18 protein-coding genes are annotated in these 23,905 nt (G+C 67.8%); 13 read left to right on the top strand and 5 right to left on the bottom strand.

Going from position 1 to position 23,905, the window contains the following annotated elements; all coding sequences use genetic code 11:
• Positions 1-149: 149 nt before the first annotated feature.
• The 10 genes from hemE (at position 150) to hemL (ending at position 11,260) form a co-directional block, all read left to right on the top strand.
• Positions 150-1,268, top strand: coding sequence for a uroporphyrinogen decarboxylase (hemE, locus tag NQJ30_RS11790; RefSeq protein WP_255770107.1), 1,119 nt, complete (start codon positions 150-152; stop codon positions 1,266-1,268).
• Positions 1,269-1,273: 5 nt separating this feature from the next.
• The gene (locus NQJ30_RS11785) at positions 1,274-2,746 is read left to right on the top strand and encodes a protoporphyrinogen/coproporphyrinogen oxidase (protein WP_255770106.1); all 1,473 of its coding nucleotides are present in this window, start codon (positions 1,274-1,276) and stop codon (positions 2,744-2,746) included.
• A gap of 101 nt (positions 2,747-2,847) precedes the next feature.
• On the top strand, positions 2,848-3,729 hold the full coding sequence (locus tag NQJ30_RS11780; protein WP_255770105.1) for a hypothetical protein: 882 nt from the start codon (positions 2,848-2,850) through the stop codon (positions 3,727-3,729).
• 147 nt (positions 3,730-3,876) lie between these two features.
• Complete coding sequence (gene hemQ, locus NQJ30_RS11775) at positions 3,877-4,578, top strand: hydrogen peroxide-dependent heme synthase (protein ID WP_255770104.1); 702 nt, start codon at positions 3,877-3,879, stop codon at positions 4,576-4,578.
• Positions 4,575-5,840, top strand: a complete 1,266-nt coding sequence (locus NQJ30_RS11770; protein WP_255770103.1) for a ferrochelatase — start codon at positions 4,575-4,577, stop codon at positions 5,838-5,840. The genes hemQ and NQJ30_RS11770 overlap by 4 nt, the downstream gene beginning before the upstream one ends.
• Positions 5,837-6,820: a hydroxymethylbilane synthase gene (hemC, locus tag NQJ30_RS11765; RefSeq protein WP_255770102.1), complete on the top strand. Its 984-nt coding sequence runs from the start codon at positions 5,837-5,839 to the stop codon at positions 6,818-6,820. The genes NQJ30_RS11770 and hemC overlap by 4 nt, the downstream gene beginning before the upstream one ends.
• Entirely contained in the window at positions 6,807-7,688 is an 882-nt protein-coding gene (locus NQJ30_RS11760) for a uroporphyrinogen-III synthase (protein WP_308215213.1), read from the top strand. Before hemC ends, NQJ30_RS11760 begins: the two co-directional genes overlap by 14 nt.
• Positions 7,685-8,665, top strand: coding sequence for a porphobilinogen synthase (hemB, locus tag NQJ30_RS11755; RefSeq protein WP_255770101.1), 981 nt, complete (start codon positions 7,685-7,687; stop codon positions 8,663-8,665). Before NQJ30_RS11760 ends, hemB begins: the two co-directional genes overlap by 4 nt.
• Before the next feature lie 136 nt (positions 8,666-8,801).
• The gene (locus tag NQJ30_RS11750) at positions 8,802-9,830 is read left to right on the top strand and encodes an LLM class flavin-dependent oxidoreductase (protein WP_308215212.1); all 1,029 of its coding nucleotides are present in this window, start codon (positions 8,802-8,804) and stop codon (positions 9,828-9,830) included.
• 110 nt (positions 9,831-9,940) lie between these two features.
• Positions 9,941-11,260 (top strand): glutamate-1-semialdehyde 2,1-aminomutase, encoded by a 1,320-nt coding sequence (gene hemL / locus NQJ30_RS11745; RefSeq protein WP_255770099.1) that lies wholly within the window; start codon positions 9,941-9,943, stop codon positions 11,258-11,260.
• Positions 11,261-11,436: 176 nt separating this feature from the next.
• Here the strand turns inward: hemL and NQJ30_RS11740 are convergent, their stop codons facing one another.
• The 4 genes from NQJ30_RS11740 to NQJ30_RS11725 form a co-directional block, all read right to left on the bottom strand.
• A complete protein-coding gene (locus NQJ30_RS11740; protein ID WP_255770098.1) occupies positions 11,437-12,174 on the bottom strand; it encodes an amino acid ABC transporter ATP-binding protein in 738 nt (245 codons plus the stop codon).
• Positions 12,171-12,935, bottom strand: a complete 765-nt coding sequence (locus NQJ30_RS11735; protein ID WP_255770097.1) for an amino acid ABC transporter permease — start codon at positions 12,933-12,935, stop codon at positions 12,171-12,173. The genes NQJ30_RS11740 and NQJ30_RS11735 overlap by 4 nt, the downstream gene beginning before the upstream one ends.
• A 13-nt stretch (positions 12,936-12,948) precedes the next feature.
• Positions 12,949-13,899 (bottom strand): ABC transporter substrate-binding protein, encoded by a 951-nt coding sequence (locus tag NQJ30_RS11730; RefSeq protein ID WP_255770096.1) that lies wholly within the window; start codon positions 13,897-13,899, stop codon positions 12,949-12,951.
• A 308-nt stretch (positions 13,900-14,207) separates the two neighbouring features.
• Positions 14,208-14,918 (bottom strand): 3'-5' exonuclease, encoded by a 711-nt coding sequence (locus tag NQJ30_RS11725; RefSeq protein ID WP_255770095.1) that lies wholly within the window; start codon positions 14,916-14,918, stop codon positions 14,208-14,210.
• A gap of 63 nt (positions 14,919-14,981) precedes the next feature.
• Here NQJ30_RS11725 and NQJ30_RS11720 point away from each other — a divergent pair, with 63 nt between their 5' ends.
• The 3 genes from NQJ30_RS11720 (at position 14,982) to NQJ30_RS11710 (ending at position 22,374) form a co-directional block, all read left to right on the top strand.
• Positions 14,982-15,398 (top strand): MGMT family protein, encoded by a 417-nt coding sequence (locus tag NQJ30_RS11720; protein ID WP_255770094.1) that lies wholly within the window; start codon positions 14,982-14,984, stop codon positions 15,396-15,398.
• 95 nt (positions 15,399-15,493) lie between these two features.
• Entirely contained in the window at positions 15,494-18,844 is a 3,351-nt protein-coding gene (locus NQJ30_RS11715; protein ID WP_255770160.1) for an ATP-dependent helicase, read from the top strand.
• Positions 18,841-22,374: an ATP-dependent helicase gene (locus NQJ30_RS11710; protein ID WP_255770093.1), complete on the top strand. Its 3,534-nt coding sequence runs from the start codon at positions 18,841-18,843 to the stop codon at positions 22,372-22,374. Before NQJ30_RS11715 ends, NQJ30_RS11710 begins: the two co-directional genes overlap by 4 nt.
• Here the strand turns inward: NQJ30_RS11710 and NQJ30_RS11705 are convergent.
• On the bottom strand, positions 22,361-23,743 hold the full coding sequence (locus tag NQJ30_RS11705; protein WP_255770092.1) for a macrolide 2'-phosphotransferase: 1,383 nt from the start codon (positions 23,741-23,743) through the stop codon (positions 22,361-22,363). The genes NQJ30_RS11710 and NQJ30_RS11705 overlap by 14 nt on opposite strands.
• Positions 23,744-23,905: the final 162 nt, after the last annotated feature.

Below are 23,905 nucleotides of genomic sequence, written 5' to 3'. Positions count from 1 at the left end.
TCATAGCTTTTTCGTGGCGCCGTAGAACAACCCCGGAGCGCAGTTCCCGGGTGTTGGGCCCGTGATTCGTGCCACCCCGGGCCCAACCACGCTGTACGTGGAAGGCTGTGCGTTATCTTTTGGATCCGTTTTTGGGCACAATCAGAGGCATGACTTCCAGCTCCGTCGCGTCCAACACCGCGTCCAACGCCCCGTCTAACGACGGCGCCCTTGCCGCCAGCCACCCGCTGATGGACGGCCGCACCGCCGATTCCCCGCTGATCACCGCCTACCGCGGCGGCAAGCCGTCGCGGCGGCCGGTGTGGTTCATGCGCCAGGCCGGCCGGTCCCTGCCCGAGTACCTGAAGGTCCGAGAAGGCGTGGCCATGCTCGATTCGTGCCTGCGGCCGGAGCTCGCTTCCGAGATCACCCTGCAGCCCGTGCGTCGCCATGATGTTGACGCGGCAATCTTCTTCTCCGACATTGTGATCCCGTTGAAGCTCGCCGGTGTTGGAGTGGACATTGTTCCCGGCGTGGGACCCGTTCTGGACAAACCCGTCCGCACTGCGGCGGACGTGGCGGCCCTGCCCCAGCTGACCTGGGAGGCGCTGGAGCCCATCCGCGAAGCCGTCCGGCTGACAGTGGCTGAGCTGGGAAAGACTCCGTTGATCGGGTTCGCCGGCGCGCCGTTCACGCTTGCCGCCTACATGGTTGAAGGCAGGCCCTCCCGGGACCACCTGGGCCCGCGCACCATGATGCACGCGGACCCGGAGACCTGGGCAGCGCTGGCCAACTGGGCCGCCGACGCGTCCGGATTGTTCCTCCGCGCCCAGCTCGAGGCAGGCGCCTCCGCCGGCCAGCTCTTTGACTCCTGGGCGGGGTCGCTGGGCCTGGCCGACTACACCAAACACGTTGCACCGGCCTCCGCCAGGGCCCTGGACCACGTCCGCCACCTCGGCGCGCCGCTGATCCACTTCGGCACCGGTACCTCGGAACTCCTGGTTGCCATGCGGGACGTCGGCGTGGACGTGGTGGGTGTCGACTATCGACTGCCGCTGGACGAAGCCAACCGCCGCCTGGGCGGAAGCGTCCCGCTGCAGGGCAACATCGACCCCGCCCTGCTGTCCGCCCCGTGGGAGGTCCTGGAGGCGCACGTTCGCGAAGTCATTGCTGCAGGGTCCTCGGCCCCCGGACACGTCCTCAACCTTGGCCACGGAGTGCCGCCCGAAACGGACCCCACGGTCCTGACCAGGGTCGTTGAACTCATCCACTCCATCTCCCCGGAGTAAAGCGCATGGGCAGCACCGCGACGCCGTCCCGGACCGCGATCGTTCTGGGCGGCGGCGTCTCCGGCCTCCTGGCGGCACGGGAACTGGCTGCGGCGGGCCACGCGGTGACCGTCCTGGAAGCCACAGCCGCCTGGGGCGGCTGCGTGGGCAGCCACGTGGTGGCCGGCCTCACCCTGGACAGCGGCGCGGAGTCCTTCGCCACCCGCTCCACCGCGGTGGCAGACCTCGCCGCCGAGCTTGGGCTTGCCGGCAGGATTGTTGCCCCGCGCCCGGGCGGTGCCTGGGTGCAGCTCCCGGACGGACCCCGCGAACTGCCCAAGACCGGGGTCCTGGGCATTCCCGCCAATCCATGGGATCCGGAGGTCCGACGTTCCCTTGGCCTTGCCGGCTCGCTGCGGGCGTCCCTGGACAAATACCTCCCGGCCCGCGTCGGTGCGTCCGCGGAAGTTACCAGCGTCTCGGCCCTGGTGCGGGCGCGGATGGGCCGCCGTGTGCTGGAACGGCTCGTTGCCCCCGTGGTGGGCGGGGTGCATTCCGCTGACCCCGGGCTCCTCGACGTGGACATGGTGGCCCCCGGGCTGCGCGCCGGAATCAGAGCGCACGGATCCCTGGCGGCCGCTGTGGCTGCGCAGCGTCGCAGCGTCGGCGGATCGGCGGCGAAGGCAGGTTCCGCCGTCGCGGGTCTCGAAAACGGCATGCACACCCTCGTTGCCGCACTGGTGGACGATCTCCGGGTGCGCGGCGTTGCGCTGCGCAGCGGCGCTGCGGCGAGTGCTGTGGAGCGGACCGCGGACGGATGGCGCGTCACCACGGGTGAGGGAACGTACGACGGCGGTCTGCTGGTAGTTGCGCTTCCGGGCCCCGCCGCAGTCGGGCTGCTTGAGGATGCGGTCCCCGCACTGGCGGGCAGGAGCCCGGGGCACGGGCCCGACGTCCGCCTCGTCACGTTGGTGGTGGACGTGCCTGAACTCGACCGCAGGCCACGCGGCACCGGCGTCCTGGTGGCACCGCAGACACCTGGCATCGAAGCAAAAGCACTTACCCATGCCACCGCAAAGTGGGACTGGCTGGCAGCAGCCGCCGGGCCCGGGACGCACGTGCTTCGGCTCTCCTACGGACGCCTGGAAGCTGCCGACGCAGCCCATCCAGCCGCCGCGGGCGGCGATGGCTCGCCGGTCTCCAGACCCGGTGATGCGACGCCTGTTGCAGACCGGGATCTGCTGGCCGCAGCCCTGCGGGACGCTTCCGCTCTCTTGGAGGTGCCGGTGCAGGACAAGGACGTGGTTGGCTGGGACGTCGTCAGGTGGCAAGGCGCCCTCCCCTTCGCAGCAGTGGGCCACAAAGCGCGGGTGGCCGAAATACGGACTATCTGCTCGGCCGAAGAAGGCCTCAGGATTGTGGGCGGCTGGGTTGCCGGCAACGGACTGGCCGCTGTTGTGTTCGACACACGCAAGGAAATCCGCGCCCTGCTCGGTTAAGCATCGCTCCTGTTCAGCGGAAGATCGTCCTGGCCCGTGCTCCGCAACGGCCGGGATTCCCGTTTCCAATCCGTCCGAGCCTGTGGCTAGGGTCGATGACTATGGTTATTCACAGGTCCGAGCCTTCCCGTGCCCAAACCAACGTCCAGGGGGGACTTCGACGCGGTGGGGCGGCAGCGGCCCTCGGAGTGGCCCTGGTGCTTTCTGCAGGCGTTCCGGCGTCCCACGCTGTCGAAGGAAATGACACGCCCGGCAGGCCGGCCCACGTCCAGGTCAGTCTGGACGACTCCGTCATCGGTGGGGTGCTGCGGGGTCTCCAGAACGGTTCGGCCAGCCGTTCCAATGCCGGCACGGCGCCCTCGGAACCGGCCCCGGCGTCTGCCAGCGCGGCACCTGCCAGCGCGGCCTCGTCCCGTCCGTCCCGGCCTTCGGACCCGGATCCGACCACCCCGGCCCGGCCCTCGGATCCCGCCACGCCCACTCCCACTCCTGTGGCCCCTGCGCCGGCGTCGCCCACGTCACCCGCCTCGCCCACCGCACCGGCAACAGCGCCGCAGGACGTCCCCACCCAGGGATCGCCTTCCCCGGGCACAGCGACCCAAGGTGCCGCGGCACCATCGGCGGCCGCCACGCCCACAAACACACCCAACGGTTCAGCGGCGGACGGAATGGGGCTGGACCGGTCCGCTGGAGCGCGACCCGGGGCAAGAACAGGACGGGGCGCAGAAACGGCCCGGCAGGAGCCCGGGGAACAGGGCCCGCAATCCGTCGCCTCCCAGAGCCCGGCCCCCACTGCTGACGAAACCACGGCCGGCGCCGCCGTTGCCGCCGGTCATCCCACTGCCGCTGCCGCGCCCTCCGCCCACCACGAGATGACCGACGGCGGACCCGCGCCGGAGACCACCAAGGTGTGGCTCGGCGTCGGCCTGGTCGGTTCAGCCGGAGCAGCCGGCCTCGTGTTTGCCCGGATCCGCAAGTTCTGAGCCTGGTCAAAAGGACCTGTCAGCCAGCGGAGGCTCCACAGACCGCCGGATCACCTACGCCCCAACACGTGTGAAATTACTCACTTCTACGTCTTGTAGAACTCGCCGGTTTCGACTTGGGGGTAGGTAACGGGCAAACTGGTAAGCATGAGCCACACTTCTGCCGAATCTGTCACTAAAACCGAAGAATCAGCCGAGCAGTTCTTCACTCTCTGGACGGTCTTCAAACGCTCCGAGCAGGTGGTGCGCAGCGTTGACGCTGCCGCCGACTTCGATGCCCTGCTCTCCCGCCTGGCCGACGGCGGGGTGACCCACCGCGGCAGCTATGACGTCTCCGCCATGCGCGCCGACGCCGACGTCATGGTGTGGCTCCACGGCCCCAAACCCGAGGACCTCCAGAAGGCCATCCGCGACATCCGCCGCAGCAAGCTCTTCGCGGGCACCGAGATCGTCTGGTCGGCCATGGGCGTGCACCGCGAAGCCGAATTCGCCAAAAACCACACCCCGGCCTACTCCCGTGGCGTGGCCCCGGCCGAGTGGCTGTGCGTCTACCCCTTCGTGCGGTCCTACGAGTGGTACATCCTCCCCGAGGCGGAACGCGGCAAGATGCTCCGCGACCACGGCATGCTGGGCCGGGACTTCCCGCAGGTCATCTCCAACACTGTGTCCTCCTTCGCGTTGGGTGACTGGGAGTGGATCCTGGGCCTCGAGGCACCGGAGCTCGTTGACCTTGTGGACCTGATGCGCCACCTGCGTTCCACCGAGGCACGCAACCATGTGCGCGAGGAAATTCCCTTCTACACCGGCCGCCGCGTCACCTCGACCGAGGTCGCAGAGGTCCTCGCATGACCGGGTCCGATCCCCAGGCGGCCACCTCGGTCACCGCACTCAACGCGGTCACAGAAGCCGGCCGCATGGCGCCCAAAGACTACGACGCAGTCCTCCTCGCGTCGTTCGGCGGACCCGAGGGCCAGGACGATGTCCTTCCGTTCTTGCGCAACGTCACCCGCGGCCGCGGCATCCCGGACGAGCGCCTTGAAGAGGTGTCCCACCACTACCGGGCCAACGGCGGCATCAGCCCCATCAACCAGCAGAACCGCGAACTGAAAGCTTCCCTCGAGGCAGAGTTTGCGGCGCGCGGCATCAGCCTTCCGGTGCTCTGGGGCAACCGCAACTGGGACCCGTACCTTCCGCAGACCCTGCAGGACGCGTACGACGCCGGACACCGCAAACTCCTGATGGTCACCACGAGTGCCTACTCCTGTTACTCCAGCTGCCGCCAGTACCGCGAGGACATCGGCGTGGCCCTGACGGAGACCGGGCTGGATGGCCGGCTGGAAGTTGACAAGGTCCGGCAGTACTTCGACCACCCCGGCTTCGTGGAACCGTTCATTGAAGGAACGGCGGCTGGGCTTGCGGACGTCCGCTCCCAGCTGGCCGCCGCCGGCACGCCGGAAGCCCCGGTCCACATCCTCTTCGCCACCCACTCCATTCCCACCCGTGACGCCGAAGCGGCCGGTCGGTCCGAGGGCGAGCCGCGCGAGTTTGAGGAAGGCTCGGCCTACGTGGCCCAGCACCTGGCGACAGCCACGGCGGTTATCGACAGGGTCCAGGCTGAGTCCGGCCTGACTGCGCCGTGGTCCCTGGTCTACCAGTCCCGCTCCGGCGCCCCGCACGTGCCGTGGCTGGAACCGGACATCAACGATGCCATCGAGGAGTTGGCGGCCCAGGGGATCAAGGGCATCGTCATCGTCCCGCTCGGCTTCGTCAGCGACCACATGGAAGTTGTGTGGGACCTGGACACCGAAGCCATGGAGACCTGCCGCAACCTGGGCCTCGCCGCGACGCGCGTTCCGACACCGGGTACCCACCGGAAGTTTGTGAACGGCATCGTGGACCTCATTTCGGAACGCACCCGCGCCAACAACATCAGCGACCGGCCTGCCATGACGGCCCTGGGCCCGTGGTACGACGTCTGCCGCCCCGGCTGCTGTGCCAACTTCCGCGGCGAAAAGCCGACCATCGCCGGAGCCGACACCACCGTTGGAACCGGACATGACGAGTACCCGGCAGGCAGCGCAGGCGCCGCCGGGGGAGAAGGCGCATCGTGACCGTACGGATCGGAACACGGGCCAGCAAACTTGCCCTGACCCAGACCCAACAAATGGCTGACCAGCTGGCCGCCGTGGGCGGCTTCCCGGTGGAACTGGTGCACATCACCACCGAGGGCGATGTCAAGACGGGCTCGCTGTCCCAGATGGGTGGCACCGGCGTGTTTGTGGCCGCGCTCCGCGATGCACTGCTGCAGGAAACCTGCGATGTCGCCGTTCACTCGCTCAAGGATCTCCCCACGGGCGCGGCCCTTGGCCTGACCATCGCAGCTACGCCCAAGCGGGTGGATGTGCGGGACGCCCTGTGCGCGCGCGACGGACTCAAGCTGGCCGACCTGCCCCAGGGGGCCAAGGTGGGCACCGGCTCACCGCGCCGCGCCGCCCAGCTTCGGGCTGCCCGTCCGGATCTTGATGTGCAGGACATCCGCGGCAACGTGGATACGCGCCTGGGCCGCGTGCCCGGCCTGCCCGGCAACGCTGAAACCGCGCCGGGCGACCTCGACGCCGTCGTCCTGGCAGCAGCCGGACTGGAACGCATCGGCCGCCTGGACGCCGTCAGCGAGTTCTTCGAGACGGACGTTATGCTCCCCGCACCCGGGCAGGGCTCGCTGGCCATCGAGTGCAGGACAGCCGATGGCCCGCGCAAGGCTGGCTCCACCGAAGGGTCCCAGGGTGTCCTTGCCCAGGCCCTGGCCGCGCTCAACGACGAGGACACTCGCCTCGCTGTGACCGCTGAACGTGCCGTGCTGGCGCGCCTGGAGGCCGGCTGCGCCGCCCCGGTGGGGGCCTTCGCTTCCCGCAGGGGCAGCATGCTGTACCTCGAGGCGGCGGTGTGCGCCGTGGACGGTACCAAAATCGTGCGCGAAAAGAAGGCGACCGACGGCCTGACCGAAGTTGGCGCCACCCTGCTTGGCATTGAGGTGGCCGAACTGCTGCTCGCTGCCGGCGCCGCGGAGATCGCGGACCTTGCCGCGTCCTGACGACTTTGCCATGGCCGGCGCTTTGGGTGGCAGGCGGGTCCTGATCACCCGGAGCGCCGACCGTGCCCGGCCGTTGGCGTCGCTGCTCAGAAGCCTGGGCGCCGAACCGGTTGTCCTGCCGCTGATCGATTTTGAACGGGCCACGGACCAGGCTGCGCTGGACGCCGCCCTGGATGATTTAGCGGCCGGAGCCTTCGACTGGCTTGTCATCAGCAGCATCACGACGGTGCGCATGCTCATCGAAAAGGCGGCCGGACGCGGTACCACGCCGGCTGCCCTGGTGCCCGCCGGAACGAGGGTGGCCACTATCGGGCCGTCCTCCCGGCAGGCCCTTGAGGCCGTGGGCATTCCGGTGGCGCTCGCCCCGGAGGACAACCAGTCCGCCGAGGGCCTGGTGGCGCTCTGGAGCGGAGCCCGGGAAAGTGTGCTGCTGCCGCAGGCAGACATCGCCGCGCCGGGTTTGCGCGATGGACTTGCCGCCGCGGGCGCCGACGTCACCTCCGTCGTTGCGTACCACACCGTGGATTTCCCGGCCCGGGCGGAACTCCGCCTGACAGCGGAACTGCCCGCCGACGTCGGCCGTTCCACCCACGCGGCAGCGCCCGAGCTGAGCCCGCCGCAGGTCCGGAGCGAGCTCGATGACGGCACCATTGACGCCGTCGTGGCCGCCTCACCGAGTGCCGCCCGCCGCATCGCCGCAGCATTAATGCCATTGAACGGCTGCCGCTTCATCGCCATCGGGCGTCCGACGGCGGACCAGGCCATTGCGCTCGGCATCCCGGTGGCCGCCACCGCCAAAGTACCCACCCCGGACGGAATAGTCGCCGCCCTGGAGACCGTATTCGCCAACGAAGGGAACACCCGATGAGCTTTCCGAACCACCGCCCCCGCCGTCTGCGCACCACGCCCGCCATGCGCCGGCTGACCGCCGAGAACCGGCTGGCCCCGGCGGACCTGATCCTGCCGGCGTTCATCCGCGAAGGCATCAGCGAGCCCAGCCCCATCACTTCGATGCCCGGCGTGGTCCAGCACACCACCGATTCGCTGAAGCGGGCGGCCGCCGAAGCTGTGGAACTTGGCATCGGCGGAATCATGCTCTTCGGCGTACCTGCCGTGCGGGATGCCCGCGGCACCGCGTCCCTGGATCCGGACGGAGTCCTCAACCAGGGCATCCGCGACATCCGTGCCGAGGTGGGCGATGACTTGGTCATCATGAGCGACCTGTGCCTGGACGAATTCACCGACCACGGCCATTGCGGGGTCCTCGACGCCGACGGCTACGTGGACAACGACGCCACCTTGGAAATCTACGGCCAGATGGGTGTGGCCCAGGCCGAGGCGGGGGCGCACATCGTGGGCCCCTCAGGCATGATGGATGGCCAGGTGGCTGTCATCCGCCAGGCCTTGGAGGACGCCGGCCACAAGAACACCGCCATCCTGGCGTACGCGGCAAAGTACGCTTCACCCTTCTATGGACCCTTCCGGGAGGCTGTGGACTCGCAGCTCACCGGCGACCGGCGCACCTACCAAATGGACTCAGCCAACCGCCGTGAAGCCATCCTTGAGGTGGAACTGGACCTTGAAGAAGGCGCCGACATGGTCATGGTCAAACCGGCCATGAGCTACCTGGACATACTGGCGGACGTTGCCGGAATGAGCCCGGTACCTGTCTCGGCCTACCAGGTCTCGGGGGAGTACGCCATGATTGAGGCCGCCGCCGCGAACGGCTGGATCGACCGGCGGGGTGCGATCATGGAGTCCGTCCTCAGCATCAAACGTGCCGGCGCCAACACCGTCCTGACCTACTGGGCCGCCGAGCTTGCCGGCTGGCTCAAGGAGTCCTGACCCGCGGGAATTCTCCCGGCGCGGGAATGATTCCGGCAGCCCGCACGTTTGAATGCGTATGCATGAAAACAGCGCAGCTTCCGGAACCAGTCCTTCTACCCAGGCCAACCCCACCGCCCCCGTAGGGGGAGACACCATGTTGCTTGGTGTCAGCACCTTCGGCGACGTGGACCTCACCGCCGACGGCACCCCCAAGCACCACGCCCAGGTGCTGCGGCAGGTGGTGGAACAGGCCAAGGTGGCAGACGCCGTCGGCCTCCACTCCTTTGGTGTGGGGGAGCACCACCGCAAGGACTTTGCCGTCAGCGCGCCGGACGTGGTGCTGGCCGCCATCGCCACGGCCACGGAAAACATCCGGCTGGGCAGCGCCGTGACGGTCCTGAGCTCGGACGATCCCATCCGCGTGTTCCAGCGCTTCGCCACGCTCGACGCCGTCTCCAACGGCCGTGCCGAAGTGATCCTGGGCCGGGGTTCCTTCACGGAATCCTTCCCGCTGTTCGGCCAGGATCTTGCCGATTACGACATGCTGTTCGAGGAGAAACTGGATCTTTACGACCGGGTCCGCTCGCAGAACCCGGTGAACTGGGACGGCCGCACCCGGGCAAGCCTCCACGGCCAGATGGTCTACCCCCACGTGGAAGGCAGGCTGCTGCCCACCTGGATCGGCGTGGGCGGCTCTCCTCAGTCCGTGGTCCGCACAGCCTCCTACGGCTACCCGTTGGTGCTGGCGATCATCGGCGGCGAACCGGAGCGCTTCCGTCCCTATGCCGACCTGTTCCGGCGCACCCTGGCCGAGACCGGCAAGGAACCGCAGGCGCTCTCCGTGCACTCGCCCGGGTACGTGGCGGACACCGACGAGCAGGCCCTTGAGGAGTACTACCCGCACTGGCTCGCCAGCAGGAACAGGATTGGCGCGGAACGCGGCTGGGGCCCGGCCGGACGCGGCGAGTTCGAAGCCGCTGCCGACGAAGACGGTGCCTTGTTTATCGGCTCTCCGGAAACAGTGGCCGCGAAGGTGGTCCGGCTCAAGGCTACGCTCGGCGCGGACCGCTTCGAGATGAAGTACAGCAGCGGCACATTGCCCCACGCCCAAATGATGCACTCGATCGAACTCTTCGGCACGAAGGTGGCCCCGCGCGTCGCGGACATGCTCGCTGGCAGCTAAGGCTTGTTTTCGAAGCTGAAGCCGGACCCGAGGCTGAACCCGAACCTGGAACCGGGGCCCGCGCGTGGCGTGGGCTCCGGTGGGTGCGGGCGGGATGGGAGAATAGGGGCATGACTCGTTCCGATGCCCTCTTCGCCCGTGCCCAGACCCTGATGCCCGGCGGCGTCAACTCGCCCGTCCGCGCTTTTGGATCAGTAGGCGGGACGCCGCGGTTCATGGTGTCCGCCAAGGGGCCCTACCTCACGGACGCCGACGGCACCGAGTACGTGGACCTGGTCTGCTCCTGGGGCCCGGCCCTCCTGGGCCACGCCCACCCGGCAGTGCTCGAGGCCGTCCATGCGGCCGTGGACCGGGGCCTGTCCTTCGGCGCCTCGACCCCTGACGAAGCGAACCTTGCGGCCATCGTCCAGGAACGTGTGCCTGCTGCGGAACGGGTCCGGATGGTTTCAACGGGCACCGAGGCCACCATGACGGCGGTCCGCCTGGCGCGCGGCTTCACGGGCCGGAACCTGATCATCAAGTTTGCCGGCTGCTACCACGGCCACCTCGACGGCCTGCTGGCCGCCGCCGGCTCCGGTGTAGCCACCCTGGCACTGCCCGGTTCGGCCGGCGTCACCGCGGCCACCGCGGCCGAGACACTCGTCCTGCCCTACAACGACCTCGCCGCCGTGGAGGCCGCCTTCGCCGCCCACGGGCCCAACATTGCGGCCGTCATCACCGAGGCCGCTCCGGCCAACATGGGCGTTGTCACCCCGGGGGAGGGCTTCAACCTCGGGCTGTCGCGCATCACCCGCGAGCACGGCGCCCTGCTGATCGTCGACGAGGTCCTGACCGGCTTCCGCACCGGCTACTCAGGATATTGGGGCCTGACCGGCGGTGCCGCGGATGCGGCCGAGCCGTGGACCCCGGACCTTCTTACCTTCGGCAAGGTCATCGGCGGGGGAATGCCGACGGCGGCCCTCGCCGGCCGTGCGGACGTGATGGACTACCTCGCACCGCTTGGCCCGGTCTACCAGGCCGGCACCCTTTCCGGGAACCCCGTGGCCATGGCAGCCGGCGTCGCCACACTGACGCACGCCACCCGCGGCGTCTACGAGTTCGTGGACGCCCGTTCGCTGGAGCTGTCCTCGGCTTTGTCCGAGGCGCTGGACGGAGCAGGCGTTGACCACTCCATCCAGTTCGCCGGAAACCTGTTCTCCGTGGCCTTCGGGACCTCGGCAAACGGCGTGCACAACTACGCCGATGCCCAGGCCCAGGAAACCTTCCGGTACGCACCCTTCTTCCACTCCATGCTGGACTCCGGGGTGTACCTGCCGCCCTCCGTCTTCGAAGCCTGGTTCCTGTCCGCAGCCCACGACGACGCCGCCATGAACCGGATCTTCGACGCGCTCCCCGCCGCCGCAAAAGCCGCAGCCGCGGCGAAAGCCTAGCCCCGGCAAAGCCTAGCTCCGGCACAGCCTAGCTTCCGGCACGACGGCGGGTGCCGCCGTCGTGCGCTGCTTGCTGGCTTGACTGACTGGCTTAACCGAAAATCCCCGCCTCCCGGACAAATCCCCTCGTATTGCGAGGGGGAAATGTCCGGGAAGCGGGGATTTTCTGCGTCGGGCTAGAGGACGTCGGAGAGGAAGCCTCTCAGGCGGTCGGTCCGGGGAGCCGTGAACAGCTGCTCCGGCGGGCCGGACTCCACCACGACGCCCGCATCCATGAACGTCACAGTGTCTGAAACGTTGCGGGAGAAGCCCATCTCATGGGTCACCACCACCATGGTCATGCCGCCCTTGGCGAGATCGGTCATGAGCGCCAGGACGCCCTTGACCAGCTCAGGGTCCAGAGCAGAGGTGGCCTCGTCGAAGAACATCACCTCGGGCTTCATGGCCAGCGCGCGGGCGATGGCCACGCGCTGCATCTGGCCACCGGACAGGTTCGCCGGACGCACATCGGCCTTGTGCTTGAGGCCCACCAGGTCCAGTTGGCCGAGCGCTTCTTCCCGGGCCTGGTCCTTGGGCATACCGCGCAGCTTCCGCAGCGCCAGGGAGACGTTCTCCACCACGGTCTTGTGCGGGAAGAGGTTGAACTGCTGGAATACCATGCCGATCCGCCGCCGCAGTTCATCCGGGTTGTCCTTCAGCACCGAACGGCCGTCCAGCAGGATGTCGCCCTGATCCGGTTCGATGAGCCGGTTCATCACCCGAAGGAGCGTTGACTTTCCCGAGCCCGAGGGGCCGATGACCGAAGCCGTGGTTCCCTTCTCGACGTGCAGGTCGATGCCGCGCAGGACCTGGTTCGACCCGAACGCCAGATGGATGTTCTTCGCCGTCAATGTTCCGGAAGCGAATTCGCTCATGCTTGGGCTCCCTTTCCGACGACGGCGGCTGCCTCGTCCGGTTCCTTCTTCTCCGGCCGTCCGGAGCGCAGCCTGCGGTCAATCCAGTTCACGACATGCGTCAACGGAACAGTAAGCGCCAGGTAGAAAACAGCAGCGGCAACATAGGGGGAAAGATTTCCGCTGTTGGACGCCGCGTCCTTGCCGATCTGGAAGATTTCGCGTTCCGCGGCGAGAAGGCCAAGCATGAAGACCAGCGAGGATTCCTTGATCAGGGCAATGAACTGATTGACCAGGGCGGGAAGCACCCGGCGAACACCCTGGGGTACGACCACCAGGCGCATGGCGGGGCCGTAGCCGAAGCCCAGCGCGCGGCTGGCCTCGAGCTGTCCCTTGTCCACACTCTGGATGCCGGAGCGGAAAATCTCGCCGATGTAGGCGGCCGACATCAGCGACAGGGCCGCGATGGCCATCGGATACGGGCTGCTGGATCCGGTGACCTGACGGAAGATCGGTCCGAAGCCCAGCCCGATCACCAGGATGGTCAGGATGGGCGGCAGTCCACGCAGGACATCGGTGTAGATGCGCGCAATCCAGCGGGCGGCGGCGTTCCGGGAGATCCCCATGAGGGCAAGCACCATGCCGAGTACAGTCCCGATGACGCCCGAGGTGACGGCCAAAACCAGCGTGTTCGGCAGCCCGACGGCAAACATCTTGGGCAGGACTTCGCCGATCGCCTTCCAATCCAGGAAGGTATCAGAGAGCAGTTTGAGGATATCCACGGAACGCGCCGGCTTACTTGGCGGGAACCTGGACGGCCTTGCTGCCCGGCTTCCAGCCCTGCGGTGTCTGCTCGGCAGGCGTCGGCCGGTCCGTGTACCACTGGGCCGTGAGCTTGGTCCAGGTACCGTCAGCGATCACGGCGTCGAGGCCGGCGTTCAGGGCATCCATCAGCGGCTGGTTGTCCTTGTTGACGGCATACGCGGTGAAGTTCTGCGTGTTGACGACCTTTTCGGCGATCTTGGTGTTGTCGCCGTCCTTGACCTGGCCGGTGGCCTGCTGCGAGGGCGCCACCCAGGCGTCCACCTGGCCGCTCTTCACGTTGGCGTACACAGTGTTGTAGTCCGGGAAGCGAACCGGCTCGAGCTTGAGCGTGTTGGTGACGTAGTCGTCCTGCACGGTGCCCTGGACAACGCCGATGCGGACGCCATCTTTGAGGTCAGCGAAACCCTTGACCTTGGCATCGCTCTTGGTGACCACGGCCATGTAGCCGAAGTCGTAGCCGTTGGTGAAGCCAACAGTCTCGCGGCGCTTGTCCGTGGTGGAGATCGATGAGGATCCGACGTCGAACTGTTTGTTCTTGACCTGCGAGAGCAGCGCGGAGAAGTCCGTGGAGGCGAATTCGACCTTGAGTCCAAGCTTGTCGCCAATGGCCCGCAGGAGCTCGTTGTCATAGCCGGTGAACTTGCCGGACGGATCAATGAAGATGTTGGGAGGCGCGTCCGAAAGCGTGCCAACACGGAGGGTGCCGTCGGTGATGAGGCCGAGCTTGGTCTTGTCGATCTTGTCCAGCGGCGTGACGTCGGCGGTGGTGTACTTGTCCAGCGTCTGCTGGTCGCTGCCTGCCAGGGCGTCAGTGGGGGTACCGCTGGGCTGGGCTGTGCCCGAGCCGCAGGCGGCCAGCGAAACGGCCAGGGCGAGGGCCACTGGAACGCTGGTGAGCCACTTCATGGCTTTAGTCTTCATGAGCTAGTCACTTTCATCTGAGTCATAAGTTCAACCGGGCCGAAATGGCTGCGCGGGGGGCGTCTGGAGCCTTGCTCCCAGACTGCCGGCCGGCCGGGACGGGTTTACCGCAGAACTTAATCATCTCATTACCGGCCTTCCGACAATTCCCTCGAACAATGGCATGGAATTATGCGTAATATGCCGAATTTCCGGCGGCTCTTCGCATTGGCTTAACGTTCGGTGAACGGTAGTTGTTGACGGTGCCGAATCAGGAAATTCGGGGGCGGCTGCTCAGCGGCCCCCGGGGGAAAGTGAGTTAGGTCTCGCTAGAAGTCGCCGCGGCTGGCGTCCTCCGGCGGCAGGACGGGCCATTCACCTTCGATGACGGCGGTGGGCTTGGTTTTGCGCAAGTAATTCTGGAAGTCGGCTGCCTGGCTCACGGCCCAGTCCTTCTGGAGTTCGTGAAGCTGGCTGGCCGGCATCTTCAGCTTGGGGAACTTGATGGCCATGGCGTCCAGCATCCGAAGCGTGGCCAGGGCGTCCGCAGCCGAGGTGTGGGCGTTGTCCAGGTTGATTCCGTACTCCTCGCAAAGCGCGGTGAGCGTGCGTTTGCCCTTGCGGTAGCGGTCAACCTGCTTGTTCATAATGTACGGGTCCAGGACCGGGAACCGGGTGAGCTGCCGCACGCCGTAGCGGGCGGATTCCGCGGCCAGGACGGTGAAATCGTAACTGGCGTTAAAGGCAATGACGGGGACGCCGGCGTCGAACAGTTCCTGCAGAACGGTGGCGAGTTCGCCGGTGACCTCGTGCGCGGGGCGGCCCTCGCTGCGTGCCTTCTCCGTGGTAATGCCGTGGACCTCACTCGCCTCGGCGGGTATCTCCACGCCCGGGTCTGCCAGCCACTCGTGCTCCTTGATCACGTCCCCCTTGTGGTCCACCACCGTGACCGAAGCCGTGACGATGCGGGCCGCACGTGAGTTGCGGCCAGTGGTTTCGAGGTCGAAGGCGGCGCGGGGGAGGGTGTTCCAGGTGGTCATGGTACAACGCTACCGGCAGGCACCGACAGGATCCGGCAACGCCACTGCGGCTAGTCTGGATCCATGCGGATTGAGTACGTTGAGGCGGTGCTGGCCGTAGTTGAGCTGGTTCCACCCGGCACGGCTCTGGCCTACGGTGACGTTGCCGAACTCCTGGGCTCCGGCGGTCCCCGGCAGGTTGGCCGGGTCATGAGCCACTACGGCAGTTCCGTCCCCTGGTGGCGCATCCTCAAATCCAGCGGGCACGGTCCCGACGGCCACGAAACCGAAGCCCTCCGGCAATACCTCCAGGAGGGGACTCCGCTGCTTGGCCGTCCAGAGGAATTTCTCCGCACCGGCGAAGGCCGCTGGCGTGTTGACCTGACCGCAGCACGCTGGTCACCGGGCGAGGACGATTTCGACCGGATCGACGTGATCGCCGAGCGCCTCGAGCTGCGGCTGCACAGATTGTCAGTGGCTGATGATGGAATGTCTGTGTGACCCTAACAATTCCCGATCTTGATCCCGCCGAGCACTCCGGTGCAGCGGACAGCCCGGCTTCCGCATATGGAGAATCCGGCGGAACGGGCCTCAGGCTGCTCCCGCCGCGCCAGGTCCACGCGGAAGTTCCCGTGCTTTCGACGGACCAGCGGGAGGCAGTGGAGGTGCCGCATGGCTCCGGACCCGTGCTGGTGCCCGGCGCCCCGGGAACCGGCAAATCCACGGTCCTGATCGAAGCTGCCGTCCGCCGTGCGCTGCAGGACGGCGTGGATCCGGAAAGGATCCTGATCCTGGCCCCGGGACGCCTGGCGGCAGACTCGCTCCGGGACCGGTTTACCGCACGGCTGGACCGCAGCCTGAGCACCACACCCGCACGGACCTGGGCTTCCTATGCTTTTGACCTGATCCGCCGGGCGAAAGCCGAAGGAATCCTTCCGCTCCCGCGGGCACCGAGGCTCCTGTCCGGCCCGGAACAGGACCTGATCATCCGGGAACTGCTGGAGGGCCACCGACTGCCCGGGCTGGACCTGCCCTGGCCGCCGGACCTGGAGGCCGCCCTGGAGACCCGCGGTTTCCGGCACGAGGTCCGCCTGCTTTTTGACCGCATCATCGAATCCGGCCGCACAGCAGCCGACCTCGCGGACCTCGGGCGCCAATGCGGCCGGCCGGACTGGGTCGCGGCCGCATCCCTATACTCCGAGTACCGGGATGTCCTGGACCTGCGCATGCCCGAGGCGTTCGACCCCGCCGGCATCATCACCACCGCACGGCAGATCTTCCAGGACGAGCCCGGCTTCCTCGCCGCTGAACGCGAAAGGCTGCAGTTGGTGCTGGTGGACGACGTCCAGGAAGCGAACCCCGCCGTCTACGAACTGCTTGCGGACATTGCCGCGGGAAAGGACTGCTACGTCGCCTTCTCCCCGGACACTGTGGTGCAGGGCTTCCGCGGGGCCAGGCCGGATCTTGTGGCCGACCTTCCGCGGCTGCTGGCAGCCGGGTCCGGCGTCCTCGAGCGCCCGTTGTGGCACACCCACCGGCACGCGCCCGCCATCGCCCAGGCGTGGCTCGGCGTAGCCGCCCGGATCTCACAACGCGCCGGAGGGCAGCTGGCCCGGCGGCTTGAGCAGCCCGCACCCGCGGCAGTCTCTGCGGGCGCAGGGACTGCCGTCGACGACTCCCACGGAGCGCCCACGGGAACAGTGGAAGCGCACCTCGTCCCGTCCCCCGTGCACGAGCTGCGCTATGTCGCCCAGCGCATCCTGGACCAGCACGTTAACCATGGCCGGGACCTCGCCGAGGTTGCCGTGATCGTGCGAAACGGCGGCCAGCTCAGCGAGCTGCAGCGGTACCTGTCGGGGCAGGGTATCCCGGTCCGCGTGCCGGTGGCCGAGTCCGCGGTACGCGACGAAGTGGCGGTGCGCCCGCTGCTCGACGCCTATGCCATCGCACTGGACCCCTCCCTGCTGACTCCGGAAGCGGCGGTCGCGCTGCTGACCTCCCGGATCGGGGGCGCCACCTCGATCGAACTGCGCCGGCTCCGGCAATCCCTCCGGCGCGAGGAACTGCAGGGCGGCGGCGGGCGGACCAGTGACGCCCTGCTGGTCGAGGCCCTGCTGGAACCGGGGGCGCTGCTGACCCTGGGTGTGGAGGGCAGGTCCGCGCGCCGGACGGCCCGCATGATCCAGGCGGGGCAAACCGCTGCATCCCGTCCCGGAGCCAATGCCGAGTCTGTCCTCTGGGCTCTTTGGCACTCCACCGGGCTGGCCAACTCCTGGACGGAATCCGCCCTGTCCGGCGGCTCCCACGGCGCACGGGCAGACCGCGACCTGGACGCCATGATGGCCCTGTTCCACACAGCAGAGCGCTATGTGGACCAGATGCCCGGCGCCGGCCCCGAGCAGTTCCTCGAATACCTGCTGAACCAAGAGCTGCCCATGGACACGCTCGCCGCACGGGCACAAGTGGACGACGCCGTCGAACTGATGACCCCTGCCAGTGCGGCGGGACGCCAATGGCCGGTGGTCATCGTGGCGGGGCTGCAGGAGGGCGTCTGGCCCAACACCAGGCTTCGCGGCGAGCTGCTGGGCAGCAGCCTGTTCGCTGACGCAGTGGAACACGGGGTCAGTTACGCCCTGCAGTTGGATCCGCTGAGCCGGCTGCGGGAAATCCGCTACGACGAACTGAGGAGCTTTTCCACCGCGGTTTCGCGGGCCGGGCAGCTCCTGATCTGCACGGCGGTCTCCTCTGAGGACGATCAGCCCTCGTCCTTCCTGGACTACGTGGCGCCCCTCGAACCGGGCCGGGAGGGCAGGGGATTCACGCAGGTGGAGCGGCCCATGACGCTAAGGGCATTGGTTGCCGAGTTGCGCCAGTATGCCCAGCTGGAAGGAAGGTTTGAGCCGGAGGCCGCGGAGGCTGCCAGGGTCCTCGCCGGACTGGCAACCGCGGAACCGCCCGTGCCCGGCGCCCACCCGGACAGCTGGTGGGGTTTGTTGCCGCTGAGCACGTCGGAGCCGGTGGTCCCGCCCGGCGGGACGGTATACGTCTCGCCGTCGAAGGTCGAGTCGGTGCAGAAGTCCCCGCTCGACTGGTTTGTGCAGGCCGCCGGAGGCGAAGCCGCCACCGATTTCGCCCGTAGCCTGGGAACCCTGGTCCACGCGATCGCGCAGGACATGCCGGAGGCGTCCGGAGGGCAGTACGTCGAAGAACTGTTGCGCCGGTGGCCCACGCTGGGCATGAAGGACAACTGGGAGGGCAAACTCGACTTCCAGAGGGCAGAAACCATGGTCCGCAAGCTCGCCCAGTACGTTCTGGTCATGCGCAGCGAGGGCCGGAGCCTCTTGGGCGTCGAACAGGACTTCGAGGTTCGGCTGCCGGACCTTCCGCCGCTCCAGTCGGACAGCGGGGATGGCCACAGCCTCGCCGGCGGCCCCGAGACTGCCGGCCCGGACCCGGCCGGCCCCGACCCACAGGCAGGTATCAGCGGGTCGCGGGCCGCGGTCCTCCGCGGCCAAGTGGACCGCCTGGAGGTCGACAATGAGGGAAGGCTGGTGGTTGTGGACCTTAAGACCGGAAAGCGGCAACCCGGCAAAGCAGAGGTGTCCCGCCATCCACAGCTGGGGGCCTACCAGGCAGCCATTCTTGCCGGCGGTTTCGCGGCCGCACCGGGTATGGCCGGTCCCCCCGATTCGGGAGCAGCCGTTCCGGGCGGGGCGGTGCTGGCCCAGTTGGGCACCACCACCAAGAGCCCCGGAATTCAGCAGCAGGAACCGCTGGATCCGCAGGAGAACTGGGCGTTGGACATGGTTTCTGAGGCGGCCGTACTGATGTCCGGGAACAGCTTCGAAGCAAGGCATGATCCGTCGAAGGGCAGCCACGGCGGGCACGGCTGCCGGCTCCCGGAAGTCTGTCCGCTCTGCGTCCGCGGAAAGCAGGTCACCGAATGAGCCGGCAGCGATCTCCCGAGCCCCTCTTCACCCCGGAACAGCTGTCCGCGCTCCTGGGCGAAAAGAACACCCCCACGCCGGAACAGTCGCCCATTATCTCGTCCCCTCTGGCCCCCCGGCTGGTGATTGCCGGTGCAGGTTCCGGCAAGACCGCCACCATGGCCGACCGCGTGGTCTGGCTTGTCGCCAACGGGTGGGTCAGGCCCGAGGAAGTCCTTGGTGTCACGTTCACCAGGAAGGCTGCTGGCGAGCTGGCCACCAGGATCCGGGCCAAGCTGGCCGCTTTGCAGCGGATCGCGGCGCAGGACACCGGGCATGCCGTGTTCCCGGAAGGCCTGCTCAGCAGCGACGCCCTTGAACCCAAAGTGTCCACGTATCATTCCTTCGCGAGCGGAATCGTCTCCGATTACGGGCTGCGGCTCGGGGTGGAACGGGACGTGGTGCTGCTCGGCGGTGCCCAGGCCTTTCAACTGGCCAGTGAAGTGGTGGAAGCATTCGACGGCGACTATCGCCACTTCAAGGCCGCCAAGTCCACGCTTATCAAGGCGGTCATCCAACTGGCGGGGGAGTGCGCCGAGCACCTGCAGGAGCCGGCCGACGTCGAAGCCTGGCTGATGGCGCGGCTGGGCGAATTCGAGGCGCTCCCTTACCTTGCCGGTGTCGCGAAAAACGCCCCGCAGGCCGCGGCCGACCTCGCTGCCATGTTGCGCACACGGGCCAGCGTCGCCGATATGGTTGGCCGGTACACGGACGCCAAGCGGGCACGGGGGGCGCTGGACTTCGGCGACCTCGTGGCGCTCGCTGCCCGCGTGTCCCGGGAGGTGCCGCTGGCCGCGGAACTGGAACGCCAGCGCTATAAGGTGGTGCTCCTGGACGAGTTCCAGGACACGTCCTACGCCCAGCTGGTGCTCTTTTCCCGGCTCTTCGGTGAGGGACACGCGGTCACGGCGGTGGGAGATCCCAACCAGTCCATCTACGGATTCCGGGGCGCCTCCGCAGGACAGCTGTTCCACTTTGTCCGCGAATTCCCGGTCCGCTTGGACCGCGATGCGGAGCAAGATTCCGATCGCGGTGGAGACAACATCGGCGACGGCCCGGCAACGTACCAGCCGGCGCCCACGTCCTATCTCACCACCGCCTGGCGCAACGGCCGGGCCATTCTGTCCGCGGCCAACATCATGTCCGAGGCCCTCGGCCGGGCCGAGGCGCACAAGGCTCCGGCCGGCACCACCCCGGACGCGGCGGCGGTGCCTCCGCTGCAGCCCAGCCCCTTTGCCGTGCAAGGCCAGGTGGTGTTGGGCCGCTTTGGGACTGACGTCGAGGAAGCCTCGGCTTTGGCCGCCGACATCCAGAAGTACCGGGTCACGGACTTCGAAATTGAAGCCGACGGCACGCCGGTGCCGCCGGCGCTGGCGGTGCTCTGCCGCCGCCGGGCCCAGATGGAGACCATCCGCCGCGAGTTCGAGTCGCGCGGGATTCCGTACGAAATCGTGGGGCTCGGCGGGCTGCTTGACACCCCGGAGATCGTGGACCTCGTGGCAACCCTGCGGGTGTTGGCCGATCCGGGGCGTTCGGACTCATTGATGCGCCTCCTCGCCGGGGCGCGGTGGCGGATCGGCCCGGCGGACCTGATGGCCTTCCGCGACTGGTCCAGCCAGCTCGCGCGCCGCCGCGGACACCGGGCCGGGGCACCATTTGCGGATGCGGATGCTGTATCGGCCGACGCCGGGGAGACTCAGGCCGAGGCCGTCATTGAAAGCGACCTGACTGACGGTTCCAGTCTCGTCGAAGCGCTGGACTGGCTGCCGCGCGAAGACTGGGTCTCCGCCCATGGCCGGGCACTCACAGGTGCGGCACGTGAACGGCTCGGCAGGCTCTCTGCAGAGCTCCGGCAGTTGCGCGGATACCTCGGCGACGACCTCACCACCCTGCTCGGTGAGGTGGAACGCGCCATGCTGCTGGACATTGAAGTAGCGGCGCGGCCCGGCATCACCATTCATCAGGCGCGCCGGAACCTGGACGCGTTCCAGGACGCGGCAGCGGGATTCCTGCGGACTTCCCAACGGGTGGACATCCTTGCTTTCCTCGCCTGGCTGGAGGCAGCCGCGGCCGAAGAGAACGGTTTGGAGGCACCGCCGCCGGACATCAACCGTGAGGCGGTCCAACTGCTGACCGTCCACGCGTCCAAGGGCCTCGAATGGGATGTCGTTTTTGTCCCGGGGCTGAATGCGGGAGCCTTCCCGAGCAACAAGGATTCCCGGTGGAGCAGCGGTGCGGCCGCACTGCCCTGGCCGCTGCGCGGGGACCGGTCGGATCTGCCCCAGTGGGACACCGATCAGCCCGACCAAAAAGGGTGGCTGGATGCCGAGAAGGATTTCAAATCGGCAGTCCAGGTCCACGGAGAGGGTGAAGAACGGCGCCTGGCATACGTGGCCTACACCAGGGCCAAGCACGTCCTCTGGGTTTCCAGCGCAGCCTGGGTCGGATCCCGGGCAGGCCGCGCGGAAATGTCGCCCTTCCTGGCTGAGCTGGAGCAACTCACCACCGGCACAGAACAGATGCTCGATACTGCCGGTGCGGTGGTCCACCCGTTGTCGGTGGAGGAGGACTCTCTGCCGGAGAAGAGCCCGTTAACCACCGAAACCGAACTGGCCACCTGGCCGTATGACCCGCTCGAAGGTCCGGTGGATCCCCGTACAGGCGAACGACGACGACTGGTTGCCGGCAGGCGGTTGGCCATGGACCGTGCCGCGGAGCGTGTCCGGGCGGCGTTGGTCGCCGCCGGCGGCGGGGATGCTTCCGGTGACGGTTCCGGCTCCGCCGGGGAGAACCGCCAGAGACTCCGGGGCAGCGCGGCCGAGTGGGCCCGTGAGGCTGCCCTGTTGCTGGAACGCCGGTCCAGGCGGGCAGGCGGACAGGACGTGCACCTGCCGGGCCACATCTCCGCGTCCACACTGGTGGACCTGGGTGAGGATCCCGACGGGGTTGTCGGCCGGCTCCGGCGTCCCGTTCCCCGTGAGCCTGGCATGTCGGCACGGAAGGGCACCGCATTCCACGCATGGGTGGAGGAGTACTTCGGCACTGCCGGAATGCTGGACCTGGGTGAGGCCCCCGGTTCGGATGATCATATTGACGCCGCCTATGACCTGGACGCCATGGTCGCGACGTTCAAGGCCTCGGAATGGAGTGACCGGTCGCCCGCGTTTGTGGAAGTCCCGGTGGAAACCCGCGTCGGTGAGGTGGTGGTACGCGGCCGTATCGACGCCGTCTTCCGTGATGCCGACGGCCGCTGGGACCTGGTGGACTGGAAGACCGGCCGCCGGCCCTCCGCGTCCCAGCTGCGGGCAAAGTCCGTCCAGCTCGCGGCCTACCGTCTCGCCTGGGCAAGGCTGAAAGGGGTCCCGGTCGAGGAAGTCCGGGCTGCGTTCTTCTATGTGGCGGACAACCAGGTGGTACGGCCGCACGACCTGGGTTCCGCCGCCGAGCTGGAGCAGATTGTGGCAGCGGCGCTGGGAGCTAGTGCTTCCTGACGTCCACGATGCTGATTGCCGCGGTTGAGGTGTCTTCGGCCGACTGCTCCGCGGGCGCCTCAACGTCACGTCCCGCGGGTTCCGCTGCGTTGCCGTTGGACGCCCCATCAGCAGGGGGCTCATTGGCGGCCTCATCCGCCGGCGCCTGATCCGCCGCCTCGCGATCTGCTGGCGCCGCGCCGGGGAGGGGTGCGACGCCGGGCACCCCGGGCGCAGATGTATCCGGAACCGGAATGACCGTCACGGCCGGAACGGGGCTTACCGTCACCGCGGGAACCGCAGCAACCGTGACGGACGGTGCCGGGCTGACGGAAACGGCCGGAGCAGGCGACCCTGGCAGCACCGGTGACGCAACGCCGTCGGCCGTTACACCGCCCGCGGCAGGCAGCCCGGGGGAGGCAACAGCTGCGGGAGGGGCCTGGCCCTGCAGTGGCTCAAGGCTGATCGCCTGGCCACCGTACTCCTCGACGTCGGCTGCCAGGGTTTCCAGCATGCCTTCAGCCTCGGCCACCATGCCGGCGTCACCGGCGGCGATGCCCTTGACGAGGTATTGCGCCAAAGCGAACTCCGCGGAGAGAGCGGCCCGCCGCAGCAGGTGCTGGTCGGGGGCGTCCCGGCGGCTGAACGTGTAGCCGGCCAAAACAGCTTCGATGAAGTCCTGCTCGTTGGAGGCAACCAGCCAGGCAAAGTCATCGGCGGGGTCGCCGATCCGCAGATCGGTCCAGCCCGTCACCGCTGTGACGCGTGTGCCTTCCACCAGCAGATTGTCCTCATGCAGGTCGCCGTGGACAACGCTGGGGTTGAACCGCCAGAGCGAGACGTCTTCCATGGCGTGTTCCCAGCGGCGCAGGAGCGAGGCGGGAATTTTGCCGGTGGTGGCGGCCTGATCGAGCTCATTGAGACGCCGCTGGCGGAACTCGTTGGGGGTGTAGCTGGGCAGGTCGGCGTTGCTGACCAGGGCGTGCGGAAGATCGTGGATGGCGGCCAGGGCCGTTCCGATTTCGCGGGCAAGCGCTTCGGGGCCGGCGGTCAGTTCCTCCACGCTGCGGGTGCTGCCGCCGAGGTGCGAGTACACAAACGTGCTCAGGCTGCCGAGGCGGACACTGCCGGCAACAGTCGGCATGAGGAAGGGCAGCTCGGCCCGGATGGCCGGTGCGAACGCGCGGAGTACAAGGAATTCCGTTTCGAGCCTGGCGCTGGCTTCCGCATGCCGCGGCGACCTCACGCGCCAGTGCTTCCCCTCGGAATCAAGGAGCAGGGCGGAATCGAAATCGGCGGGATCGTCCGCAGCGGAGCTCACGGCGGTGGGTGTCAGGCCGGGGACTGCTGCGGTTGCAACGGCTGCCAGTTCGATCGGTTTTCTTCTCACCGTTCCACGGTAGATTGGCTGGCGTCCAACACAACGATGTACCGCGGCGAGTCTCCAGATACCATGCAAATGTCGACCCATTCGCCCGGCCCTGAGGTTCTGCCCACATGTGCTGCCGATTTGCCCGGCCAAATGTAAATTGTCGGTCCGAGTCAGTACGGT

This window comes from Pseudarthrobacter sulfonivorans (assembly GCF_024391045.1).
GTDB lineage: Bacteria > Actinomycetota > Actinomycetes > Actinomycetales > Micrococcaceae > Arthrobacter > Arthrobacter sulfonivorans_B.
This window is presented reverse-complemented; position numbering and strand designations above follow the sequence as displayed.

Excerpts from the sequence above, each read along its gene's own strand:
- hemE (WP_255770107.1), top strand. The coding sequence starts at position 150 with ATGACTTCCAGCTCCGTCGCGTCCAACACCGCGTCCAACGCCCCGTCT.
- NQJ30_RS11785 (WP_255770106.1), top strand. The coding sequence starts at position 1,274 with ATGGGCAGCACCGCGACGCCGTCCCGGACCGCGATCGTTCTGGGCGGC.
- NQJ30_RS11780 (WP_255770105.1), top strand. The coding sequence starts at position 2,848 with ATGGTTATTCACAGGTCCGAGCCTTCCCGTGCCCAAACCAACGTCCAG.
- hemQ (WP_255770104.1), top strand. The coding sequence starts at position 3,877 with ATGAGCCACACTTCTGCCGAATCTGTCACTAAAACCGAAGAATCAGCC.
- NQJ30_RS11770 (WP_255770103.1), top strand. The coding sequence starts at position 4,575 with ATGACCGGGTCCGATCCCCAGGCGGCCACCTCGGTCACCGCACTCAAC.
- hemB (WP_255770101.1), top strand. The coding sequence starts at position 7,685 with ATGAGCTTTCCGAACCACCGCCCCCGCCGTCTGCGCACCACGCCCGCC.
- NQJ30_RS11750 (WP_308215212.1), top strand. The coding sequence starts at position 8,802 with ATGTTGCTTGGTGTCAGCACCTTCGGCGACGTGGACCTCACCGCCGAC.
- hemL (WP_255770099.1), top strand. The coding sequence starts at position 9,941 with ATGACTCGTTCCGATGCCCTCTTCGCCCGTGCCCAGACCCTGATGCCC.
- NQJ30_RS11740 (WP_255770098.1), bottom strand. The coding sequence starts at position 12,174 with ATGAGCGAATTCGCTTCCGGAACATTGACGGCGAAGAACATCCATCTG.
- NQJ30_RS11730 (WP_255770096.1), bottom strand. The coding sequence starts at position 13,899 with ATGAAGACTAAAGCCATGAAGTGGCTCACCAGCGTTCCAGTGGCCCTC.
- NQJ30_RS11725 (WP_255770095.1), bottom strand. The coding sequence starts at position 14,918 with ATGACCACCTGGAACACCCTCCCCCGCGCCGCCTTCGACCTCGAAACC.
- NQJ30_RS11720 (WP_255770094.1), top strand. The coding sequence starts at position 14,982 with ATGCGGATTGAGTACGTTGAGGCGGTGCTGGCCGTAGTTGAGCTGGTT.
- NQJ30_RS11710 (WP_255770093.1), top strand. The coding sequence starts at position 18,841 with ATGAGCCGGCAGCGATCTCCCGAGCCCCTCTTCACCCCGGAACAGCTG.